At 39.7% G+C, this 11,865-nt stretch carries 7 protein-coding genes; 6 read left to right on the top strand and 1 reads right to left on the bottom strand.

The genetic code is table 11. The annotated features are described in order from the left end of the window. Window positions 1-16: 16 nt before the first annotated feature. Both MWU84_RS03145 and MWU84_RS03140 read left to right on the top strand, forming a co-directional pair. Window positions 17-1,630, top strand: a complete 1,614-nt coding sequence (locus MWU84_RS03145) for a RagB/SusD family nutrient uptake outer membrane protein (RefSeq protein ID WP_246898141.1) — start codon at window positions 17-19, stop codon at window positions 1,628-1,630. Between the two features lie 250 nt (window positions 1,631-1,880). After that, window positions 1,881-3,320 (top strand): VCBS repeat-containing protein, encoded by a 1,440-nt coding sequence (locus MWU84_RS03140; RefSeq protein ID WP_246898139.1) that lies wholly within the window; start codon window positions 1,881-1,883, stop codon window positions 3,318-3,320. A gap of 5 nt (window positions 3,321-3,325) precedes the next feature. Here MWU84_RS03140 and MWU84_RS03135 read toward each other — a convergent pair whose 3' ends face one another. Continuing rightward, entirely contained in the window at window positions 3,326-3,898 is a 573-nt protein-coding gene (locus MWU84_RS03135) for a transglycosylase domain-containing protein (protein WP_246898137.1), read from the bottom strand. A gap of 465 nt (window positions 3,899-4,363) precedes the next feature. Here MWU84_RS03135 and MWU84_RS03130 point away from each other — a divergent pair, with 465 nt between their 5' ends. The 4 genes from MWU84_RS03130 (at window position 4,364) to MWU84_RS03115 (ending at window position 11,806) form a co-directional block, all read left to right on the top strand. After that, window positions 4,364-7,687: a VCBS repeat-containing protein gene (locus MWU84_RS03130; protein WP_246898135.1), complete on the top strand. Its 3,324-nt coding sequence runs from the start codon at window positions 4,364-4,366 to the stop codon at window positions 7,685-7,687. Window positions 7,688-7,696: 9 nt separating this feature from the next. Continuing rightward, window positions 7,697-9,343 (top strand): hypothetical protein, encoded by a 1,647-nt coding sequence (locus MWU84_RS03125; protein ID WP_246898133.1) that lies wholly within the window; start codon window positions 7,697-7,699, stop codon window positions 9,341-9,343. A gap of 201 nt (window positions 9,344-9,544) precedes the next feature. Beyond that, window positions 9,545-10,771 carry a family 43 glycosylhydrolase gene (locus MWU84_RS03120; RefSeq protein ID WP_246898129.1) on the top strand — a complete coding sequence of 409 codons (1,227 nt, stop codon included), beginning with the start codon at window positions 9,545-9,547 and terminating at the stop codon, window positions 10,769-10,771. A gap of 18 nt (window positions 10,772-10,789) precedes the next feature. After that, window positions 10,790-11,806 carry an alcohol dehydrogenase catalytic domain-containing protein gene (locus tag MWU84_RS03115; protein WP_246898126.1) on the top strand — a complete coding sequence of 339 codons (1,017 nt, stop codon included), beginning with the start codon at window positions 10,790-10,792 and terminating at the stop codon, window positions 11,804-11,806. Window positions 11,807-11,865: the final 59 nt, after the last annotated feature.

Genomic DNA, 11,865 nt, shown 5'->3' with positions numbered 1-11,865 from the left:
AAAATACATCGAAAATATGAAAACAATAAAAATTTATAAATTAGTTAAAGAACTTTTAGGGGTCTTTTTCCTTGCAGCTTTAGCGTTAAGTTTCAATAGCTGTGAGCAGTTCGATCTTGATGAAAATCCTGCGGGTTCCCAGTTACAAGTTGTGACCTATAGTTCTATGCCTCAGTTGGAGTTGGGAGTTACAGGTATCTATGGAAAACTTAATAAGGCAGCATGGATGTCTACCTTTTATGTAAATGGTTGGTCCGGAGATGATATAACTACCCACGTTGCCAGTAACAAGGCTGACTTTAGGGAATATGACCAACGCTTTGTAACCCCTGAAAATTCCAGGACTCAAACCAACTGGAATGGGGTCTACGAGATGATCCGTGCTGCAAATACCGTGCTTCAAAGTGTGGAAGGACAAACATTGCCCGATCCGGATCCCACAAAACAGGAGAGATTGGTAGGGGAAACATATTTTTTAAGAGCAATTATGTTCAATCACTTAATGCGCATACATGGTCGTATTCCATTGGTTTTGGAAGTTGATCCGTTTCAACAACCAAGTTTGGCTTCCCAGTTAGAGGTTTTTGAACAAATAGAAAGCGATCTTTTGGCGGCGGAATCAAGATTGCCGGTCAGTACCAATGTGGGTTCTACAAGACCAAGTAAAGGAACAGCTAGAGCTTTTTTGGCAAGACTTTATATGGACTGGGCAGGGTTTCCTTTAAAAGATGCAAGTAAATATACAGCCGCTGCCTCAAGTGCCAAATCGGTAATGGATAATGCCGCCTCCCATGGTTTTGGACTGGAACCTGATTTAGCCAAATTATGGTCTCTAGAGGGAAGATTTAATCAGGAAGGCGTATTTACAATAGCCTATAGTAATGCTGGGGATAACCTTACCAATCGTAAAATGGGAAAGTTGGGATTACCTTCCGACCCAGGTCTAAATGGTTGGCAGGAAACTTTTGCCGAAATCCGATTTTTTGAGGATATGCCGGAAGGGGTTAGAAAGGAAGCTACCTATTATGCAGAGTTACCCGTAGGTGATAATGGTGCAATTAACATAGATAGCCCAACAAGAATGCTGCGTTGGGAAGAGTTTAAAGATCAACAAAGTCCTATTCTAAGAAAAATCGTAGGGGATTTGGGCGATGGAGATTGGGCTCAATTTCAAACACTTAGAAGTGATTTGTACATGAGATATGCAGAGGTGTTGTTAATTTATGCAGAAGCTTCGGGTGAAGCGGGCTCTGCAGGTGCAGACGCATGGGAGGCATTGAACATGGTTCACAGAAGAGCCGAAGGTCTGCCGATTTCTACAGCATCGCCAAGTGATCTTACGGCGGGTGACGGCAGCATTCAGGATTTGGCCTTTACCGAACGTAAATGGGAGTTTGCAGGAGAGTTTATTCGTTGGAACGATTTGGTACGTAAAGAGAAAGTGCAGGAGGCATTGGGTAATAGAAACCCACGGGTTTCCATAGGCACAGAATATGACGAAAATGGTGTAGGCAGCCCAAAGCCTTTTACAACCGCCCAAAACCCCATCTTGGGATCCTTGGGTACAGACAATTATTATGCACCAATACCTTTGCAGGAAATTGAGCAAAACCCTAATCTAGGGAATTAAGCAATAAATTTTGTAGTTAGTTTTGAGTTAGTTTGGTACAGCGGTGAGATTTAGTGATAAATCTTGCCGCTATACTTTTTATATAAGTTTGGAATTCGGATCGATATAATTACACCGACAAAAAATAATCTCTCAAGATTAATCTCAGTAACGTATATTTAAGAGTCGATACTTTCTATACATAGGATTTTATACTAAACAACATCAATTATACATGCTAAAGCCCTATAAACCAAAAGTAATTATTTCAATGTCAGCGATTGTTTTAGGGATGGGGCTACTATTTCTTTTGGTAGGATGTGGCAAGAAAAACAGACATGCCGAAGGAGAAAAATTGGCAAAAATCCATTGTGCCTCATGCCATATGTTTCAAAATCCCGAAACATTGCCGAGAAAAGTATGGGGGGAAATGGTATTGCCCAATATGGGTTTAAAAATGGGAATGTCCCATGGACCAATCTACACCTATACAGATACCGATTCCGCTAAGATCCTAAACCCAACATTGACTCAGGAGGAATGGGACAAAATAGTACATTATTACTTGAATAGGTCTGAGAACAGTATCCCTAAATATTCCACACAAGACCAAATGGTCGATCATATTTTTGAGCCCCATATTTTTATGCTGGATTCTTTACCCCTAATCACCATGACCTGGTACAATGAAGAACTGAACAATTTGATTTTAGGAAATGGCAGTAATTCTACATTGATAACGTTAAATATGGATGGTGAAATCCTTAAAACAAAAACCTTGGAAAGTCCGGCTGTTAAAATGATTCAGAAAGATTCCTTGGATTATCTCCTAACCATTGGCCACCTTAATCCTTCGGATGAAGCAAAGGGAAAATTACAAATTGGGGATAGTGCAATTGAAGGATTAATTAGGCCCGTAGATTTTTTGATCCATGATATAAATTCGGATGGATACGACGATGTGTTTGTCTGTAATTATGGCAATAATGTTGGAGATTTTTCTTGGTTTGAAAATTTCGGAAATAGTAGCTATAATAAAAAGATCATTCATCCTTTGTCCGGAGCAATAAGGGTGGAGATAACAAATATGGACGCCGATGAGGAGGATGAAATTGTGGTTTTATTTGCACAAGAGCATGAATTGATGATGATCTGGGATTATGACAAAAATTCTTTTAATGGTAAAAAAGTGGTCCAATTTCAGCCGGCCTTCGGTTCGGTAGATTTTCAGTTAAGGGATATGAACGGTGATGGTCTAAAGGATATTATAATTGGCAATGGGGATAATTCGGATTTGTCCACGGTACTTAAAAATTTCCATGGAGTAAGGGTCTTGATCAATAAGGGCGATAAGGAATTTTCTGAAGAATATTTTATGCCTGTTCATGGCGTTAGCAAAATTATGGCCGAGGATTTTGATATGGATGGCGATACCGATATTCTAACGATTTCCAACTTTGGTGACTTTACTGATCCAAAGTTCAAAAGTGTTCATTTGCTGATCAATGAAGGAGGGTTAAAATTTAAGCCAAAATATATTAATGGCCTTCCTGATTTTAGATGGCAGACTTTGGATGTGGCTGATTATGACCAGGACGGGGATCTGGATGTGTTTATTGGTTCTTTTAATTTTAAGGCCGGTCCGGTAGAGTCCAATATTTCGGATAAGGGAAATATTTCTTGGGTAAAATTAGAGAATAAAACAAAATAATTTTCTCAGTGCAGGTCTTCGTTCGATCTATCGGGAACATTAACAATACTGGGCTTTTTCATCAAGGCAATTATATCGCTCAACTCCCTATCGTTAAGTTCTGCAACACTTTTTTTGAAATAAAAATTGGCCAGCTCATGTACACCATGAATATAAAGATCAAATTTATAGTTTTCCAAAACCCAATTTAAGCATTCCTTTTGGGTAGCTTCCTCTTCCAATTTCCAAGCAAGGGTGTATGCCTTTCGATTGGATATTCTTGTACTGTCATTATCCCGGCGACTTTTATCTGAAATCATGGCGGCCAATAGACTTGGGCTTTTGGTGAAGTTGTTTGAAAAGAGTCCAGTACGTATTTGTTGGTTTAGGCTATTGGTTAGGACATTGGGATGTTCCTCTTCATACATTTGGTAGAACTTTTCCGGTAATTCCCCCGCTATTTTCACCTTGGTTACAAATTCGGTCAACTCCTTTTCCGTTATAAAATTTTCCCAACTATTTCTCAAATAGTAGTAGCCTAAAATACCTATCAGGAGAATCCCTATTGTTACTTTTAATACTCCTTTTTTTAGTTTCATTTTTCAAGAATTAAATATGGCAAATTACATGGTTATAGAACAAACGAATCTAATTATTTTCTTGTTTAGCAACAAATTATTACAACATACTTTTAGACCATGTACCAATTAATATTTTATTGTTTTTAAAGCTACTTGATGATGTAGTTAAAGGGGTCGAATAAGATGAAAAAATTTAACTTCAATATGGTGTCGGTGAGATGTAAAATTCAAAAAAACACCCTCCCAGATTCAATGTCCTGTACACAAAATCAGATAATTTTCCCCCAGCTGTATCCAATTAGTGGTAATACCCCTGTTTACAAGGGTTTACCATCATAAAATATTCTCTTAATATATGGAAAAAACCAGTGTTTCATAAGGATTTTACTAAGAAACTTTGTACTTTGTGGAGTGCAATTAATTTGATTATTTGAATTCGTTTTTATGGTGCTTTTAAATTCATTTTGTCAATGGAGAAAACCATTGAAAGTAGTTATTTTTTTTCCATTCCTTGTAGGTTGCTATTCTTGTGACCGTTCTAAAAAAAACAGTGAAAATACCGCAAATATATTACCAAAGGAATATTTGTTTGCCTCTATTCCCTCTAATGAGACAGGAATCGATTTTATAAATGTTCTGGAGGAAACACTGGAATCCAACTACTACCAATATATGTATACGTATATTGGAGGTGGGGTTGCAGTTGGTGATCTTAATGGAGATGGCTTGGAGGATATCTATTTTACCTCAAATTCTTCTGGGGATAAGCTATATCTAAATCAAGGAGACCTGAGGTTCAAGGATATTACCGAACAGGCAGGGATAAAGAACCTGCCGGGGTTCAATACTGGGGTCACCATGGCCGATATTAATGCTGATGGGTTTCTGGATATTTATGTTTCCCGTGGCGGGTGGCAAGATGATGATGGGAAGTTCAAAAACCTATTGTACATAAACAATGGCGACCTAACTTTTACCGAAAAAGCGGAAGAACTGGGCCTGGCCGATGACAACCGGACTATTCAAGCTACTTTTTTTGATTATGACAAGGACAATGATTTGGATGTTTATATTTCCAATACGCCAGATATTACGAGTAGGACACAGGTGTTGGATTTGGACAAAGTGCAGAAAGACCCAAAGACTTTGGAATTAAAGGGAAGTGATCGCCTATACCAGAATGATGGTACCGGCCATTTTACGGATGTCTCCAAAAAAGCGGGTTTGTTGTATGATATTGGTTTTGGATTAAATCCGCAAGTTGGAGATCTTAATAATGATGGATGGCCCGATGTATATGTCTGTAATGATTTCAATGTTCCGGATCTGGCCTATATTAATAATGGCGATGGCACCTTTACAGAATCTCGGGATCAACTTTTTAAGCATATGTCCTTTAACAGCATGGGCAGTGATATGGCCGATATTGACAATGACGGTCTCCCGGATTTGATGACCTTGGACATGAATCCGCAAGACTATATTAGGTCCAAGACCACTATGGCCATGACCTCTATTGACCAATTTGAGCTGATGGTAGACAAGGGGTATCACTACCAATACATGCACAATATGCTACAGTTGAATAATGGAAACGGTAGCTTTAGCGAAATTGGAAATATGTCGGGAATAGCAAATACCGATTGGAGTTGGTCGCTGTTATCCGCAGATTTTGATCTTGATGGTTTTAATGATGTTTTTGTCACCAATGGGGTATACCGTGATGTTATAGACAGGGACAAGAATAACGAAATTTTAGCTACCCTAAGAGCCAATGGGAGAAAACCTACAGCCGAGGATTTTTTAAAATTCGCACAAATGTTGCCCCAACAAAAACTGAATAATTTCTTTTTTAGGAACAATGGCAACAGAACTTTTGAAGATGTCTCGGATTCATGGGTAGACCCTGTAGCTACTTTTTCCAATGGTGCCGCCTATGCGGATTTTGATAATGATGGAGACTTGGATGTTGTCATTAACAATATCAACGATAAGGCTACCTTCCTGCAAAACAGAACGGTGGATACCCAGGACAAGAATTATTTAAAATTGGATTTAGTAAAGGCAGGAAAAAACACCTTTGGTTTGGGCACAATAGTAAACCTTTATTTTAAGGATGGCACAAAACAAACTAGGCAAGTAATCCCTACAAGAGGCTTTCTATCGTCGGTTCCCAATACCCAATATTTTGGACTGAACAATAATCCGTCAGTAGAAAAAATGGAAGTTATCTGGCCAGACGGTAAAGTTCAAGTGCTTGATAATGTAGATGCCAATCAAACCGTAACTGTGGATTATAAATCCGCTAAGTTCGGAATTTCAAAGATCAGTAATTCCGAAAAATCCATCTTCACCAAAGTGGCTTCCAACTTTAAACACAAGGATCCGTACTTTAACGATTATGATCTGCAGATTTTATTGCCCCACAAATTATCCCAATTAGGTCCGGCCTTGGCCAAAGCGGATGTTAACGGCGATGGTTTGGAAGATGTTTTTGTGGGTGGCGGCAAGGGTGAAGCCGGGCAATTGTTACTTGGAAATTCCACGGATTTGGAGAAAAAGTCGGTCTCCGATTTTGAAAAGGACAAATTATACGAGGACATAGGGGCTACCTTCTTTGACGCAGATAATGATGGCGATCAAGATCTTTATGTAGTAAGCGGGAGCTATGAATTTTTCGAGGATTTAAAACCACTTCAGGACAGGTTATACCTGAATGATGGCAAGGGCAATTTCACTAATTCCCAAAGCCTGCCAGAGATGCTAACTTCAGGATCTACTGTGGTTGCAAACGATTATGATAATGACGGGGATATGGACTTGTTCGTTGGTGGTAGGGTAGTACCAGGGCGATATCCTTATCCGGCAGTAAGTTTTTTGCTAATTAACAATAAGGGGACATTTAGTATTGAAACCAAGGTATTGGCCCCCGAATTGGAGAATATAGGAATGGTCACTGATGCCAAATGGGCCGACATTAATGGTGACGGTCATGTGGATCTGGTGATAACAGGTGAATGGATGGGAGTAGAGGTTTTTTTGAACCAGAAAAACACCTTGGTAAGAAGTTCGGATTATGAAGTACTATCATCTTCCACAGGTTGGTGGAACAGACTTTTGGTGGCCGATATTGACGGTGATGGAGATCAGGATATTGTTGCGGGTAATTTGGGACTTAATTCCAAATTCCATGCCTCCAAGGAAGAACCATTTCAAATTTATACTTCCGATTTTGACTTTAACGGAGTGGAGGATGTAATCCTGGCCAAAGAATATAACGGTAAGGAGGTACCGGTAAGGGGAAAATCATGCATGACCCAACAGTTGCCCCATTTGGCACAAAAAATTCCAACCTATAATGAATTTGCGAATAAGGATTTGGAGGGTATCGTTGGCAAGGGCCTAGAATCTGCATTGCATTACAGCGCTACGGAACTTAGGTCGGGAATTTTTGTCAATAACGGTGCGGACGGATTTTCTTTCCATCCTTTCTCCAGTGAAGCGCAACAATCGCCTATTAACAGTATCCTGTTTGCCGATTTCGACGGAGATGGATCCAAGGACTTACTGATGGCTGGCAACAATTATCAGTCTGAAGTAGAGACCACTAGGGCCGACGCGGGTATTGGAATTTTCTTAAAGGGAAAGGAACAAGGACAGTTTGAATTTATCCCCTATAAAATTTCTGGATTCTTTGCAGATAAGGATGTCAGGAACATGGTTGCCATAAAAAGTCGTCAAGGCCAAATAATATTTATCGCGAATAATAACAATTTACATGACCTGTTTAGGGTGGGTAAACGGTAAAATTAATTAATGTTAAAAAGAAAAACACTCACATATACATGGTGGTCAATAATCTTTGTCTTTGTTCTTTCGTTCCGGACATTTGCCCAAAGGGAAAGGGTTGATTCCTTAACGAATGATCAAAACAACATCTTGGCCAAGGCTAAGGAAATCAGATATAATGATCCCGATGGTGCCACAACTTTATTGGAAAAGGTATACGACAAAGCTATAGCCGATGCCGATACCTTACTTGCCGTCAACGCACTTTTAGAAATGCCCTTTATTTATGGCCAACAGGTAAACTATGCCAAATCTTACGATGTATTATGGCATGCCCTTTTCTTGGCCGATGATATAGGAAATGATGTTTTAAGGGCTACCATTTATAGTCATTTAGGCCGACTATCCAGCTTTTTTAAAAGAAAGGAGGAGGCCTTCGACTACCTAAATACCTCCTTAGAAATAAAAAAGGGCCTCGTTTCAAAAGGTCTTCTGGAAAAATCTGATTTGGTCGAAGACTACTATATGATCTGTGCAACATATAGGGAATTGAACGACCCAAAAATGGGGAAGGTATATTTGGACAGTTGCAATATCATTATTAAGGAGGGCATTTCAGACCCAGTGAATACTAAATATTTGAATTTCGAAAAAGCATTCATTCTTTCCAAAGAAGATAAAAACATGGAAGCTCTGCAGATAATGCGGGATATAGAACCATGGTTTGAAGAAAATAGACCCTCTTATCTAGTACTGGTCTATACCTATTGGGGCGACATTCTTTCTGCGCTTGGAAGAAGTAAGGAGGGGGAGCAGAAATATATACAGGCATTGGAAACATCTTCCAAATACAATAGTCACATCGATTTTTCACCACTGATCTATGAGCGACTCTCTTGTTTGTATTTGGATATGGGAAACTACAGGAAGGCCTATGAAAACCTAAACATGGCCAAAGCACTTGACGCCCAATTTTTCGATAGTCGGAGTGAAAATAATAGGCCACTGCTCGAAATTAAGGATCAGTTTCGTATAGAGCAGGAACGCCAACAAAAGATCATTCAGGAACAACGTTTGGAACAATTGGAACAAGCTGATAAAATATCATTTTTGCAGCGAACCATACTTTTGGGCAGTTTGGTATTTTTGATCATTGTAGGATTCATTTACGTACAATCCCTCCGATCCAAGCACAAGGCCGAAAAGCAAATAATTCGCCGAAATAAAGAATTGGAAATAAAGAAAGCAAAAGAACTACTGGAATTGAAGAACAAGGAATTGGCGACTTCCGCCTTACAATTGGTAGAAAAAGATGAGCTTTTTGGTGAACTGAAAGAAAAAATCAAAGGAAACCAAGGCAAGGTTGATGAAAAAGAACTTCAAAGATTTGTTAAATCCATTTCCGTTAGTAGCGTCCAAAATTGGCAGGAATTTAAAATGCGGTTTACCGATGTGAACGAACGTTTTTATCAGAGCCTAACGGAAAAATTTCCTCAACTGACCCAAAGTGATCATAGGATCTGCGCCTTGATCAAACTTAATTTCTCCAGCAAGGACATGGCCCGGCTACTTGGCATTTCCGTAGAATCCGTACACACTACACGCTACAGGTTGCGCAAAAAAATGGGTTTGAGCAGAAGTGACAATTTGGAAGACTTTATAGCCGATTTATAAGCATTATTTATTCTGCATGCCCCACAGGCTTGTAAAAAGGAGACTGTACAGTTTTTGTCTAGTTGAAAAACACCCGTTTTTTGTATTATCTGCATAATTTTAGCGATAAAAATAAACATTGTGTTGAGTTGTGTACTTAATATTTTCAATAACACAATTGATCAGGAAAATCTAAATTTAACAAAAGACTAATAATCAGCCATGAAAAGACGTAAATATCCCCTTCTTTTATTTGTTTTGGTCCTATTTTGGGCCTGCAATACTCAAAACAATTCACCTGATAATAAAATCGAAAAAGACCATACGGAATCTACAATAGAAATTAGTGATGAACAACTTGACAAACTTGGAATCACGGACAGGAACCATATAAGTGCTGCCTCCAAAAGAGCACTTCAATGGCCAACGGATCTGGGTAACGAATGGTTCATAGAGTTTAGCGGTCTTAAGCCTTTAAAAGGTGATCTGGCCTATGAAGAAGGAGTGGTAAGGCGCGATCCCAGTGCCATGATCAAAGAAAATGGCAAATACTATGTTTGGTATTCCAAAAGTACAGGGCCTACCCAAGGTTTTGCAGGGGATATAGAAAATGACAAGGTATTTCCTTGGGATCGTTGCGACATCTGGTATGCCACCTCGGAAGATGGATGGACATGGAAAGAAGAAGGCCTAGCAGTAGCGCGAGGGGAAAAGGGAGAGTATGACGATCGTTCTGTATTTACCGTTGAAATAATGAAGCACGAAGACATTTATTATTTGTGTTATCAGACCGTAAAATCTCCCTATAACGTTCGGGTAAAGAACCAAGTGGGTCTGGCATGGTCCAATTCCCCCAATGGGCCATGGACCAAGAGTAAGGAACCCATTCTAAGTCCAGCCGATAATGGTATTTGGAAAGGAGAGGAGCAAAACCGGTTTATGGTTGAAAAGAAAGGGGATTTTGATAGTCACAAGGTACACGACCCCTGTATTATTCCTTACAAAGGGAAATTCTATCTCTATTATAAGGGAGAACAAATGGGCGAGGAAATCACCTTTGGGGGAAGACAGATTCGCCATGGTGTTGCTATTGCCGACAATCCAAAAGGCCCTTATGTGAAGTCGCCCTATAATCCCGTCAGCAATAGTGGACATGAAATCTGTGTTTGGCCTTACAACGGGGGAATAGCTGCTTTGATTACCACCGATGGTCCTGAAAAAAACACAATACAATGGGCTCCGGACGGAATCAATTTTAATATAATGTCCTCTATTCAGGGGGCGCCCCATGCCATAGGTTTAAACCGTACTGCCGATAATGAAAAGGAGCCAACGGAAATTCTTAGATGGGGTTTATCCCATATCTATAACAATGGGGACTATCAGAGTATTATGCGTTTTTCCTCGGAAAGGAAAACAATGCATACGGCCAAAGGGGAAACGAAATAAAAATAGAAAACAACAAAAATGAAAGCAACAATTTATGAAGGTAATAAGACCTTCTCTGTAATAGAAAAGGAAATAGAACAGCCTCTAAAGGGAGAAGTACGAATAAAAGTAGCCTATTCAGGGGTGTGCGGAACAGATGTACACATATATCACGGTATGATGGACAAACGGGTAAAAATGCCTTTGACCATTGGTCATGAAATGTCCGGTACCATCGATGCCGTAGGGGAAGATGTCAGTGGCTATTCTGTCGGCGATAAAGTAGTTGTACGTCCTTTGGACGATAGGGGAGTAAAACCAAGTGATAAGGGATTCAACCACATTTGTGAAAACCTCAAATTCATTGGTATCGATAGCCCTGGATCCATGCAGCAATATTGGAATGTACCGGCCTTTACCTTACACAAATTAAAAGCCGAAACCGATCTAAAATTGGCCGCCTTGGTAGAGCCATTATCTGTAGCGGTACACGATGTAAGGATGAGCGGACTAAAGCCAGGGGAAACCGCAGTAGTACTGGGTGGAGGTCCCATAGGTCTTTTGGTGGCCATGGTGGCCAAGGAATCGGGTGCACAGGTCATAGTTTCCGAAGTAAATGAAAATCGAATAGCAAAAGCCAAAGAACTTGGCTTAAACGCGGTAAACCCCACAAAGTTGGATCTGGTGGAATATGTCAAAGAGCAGACCGAAGACCGTCGTGCCGATGTTGTATTTGAAGTCGCAGGAGTACAGGCCGCACTGGATGTTATGACCGAAGTTGCAGGGATCAGGGGCAGGATTGTTATGGTAGCTATTCATGGTCAGAAAAAGGAAATAGACCTTTTTAAATTCTTTTGGAAGGAATTAAAATTGATAGGGGCAAGAGTTTATGAAAAAGAAGATTATGATAAAGCAATAGCACTCGTGACAGCAAATGAATTGCCATTTTCAAAAATGATTACCGATATACAACCCTTGACCAATATTCAAAATGTATTTAAAAGCATTGATGAAAATCCAGATGGAATGAAAGTGCTGATGGATTGTCAAGGCTAAGAATCCAACATTGGTCAAATTACAAAAAATAAGAACTGAAAGCAGTTCCTGAATTCCAT

It is taken from the genome of Arenibacter sp. F20364, assembly GCF_023015905.1.
Lineage (GTDB): Bacteria > Bacteroidota > Bacteroidia > Flavobacteriales > Flavobacteriaceae > Arenibacter.
Note: the sequence above shows the minus strand (reverse complement) of the source record. Positions and strands in the feature narration are given on the sequence as shown.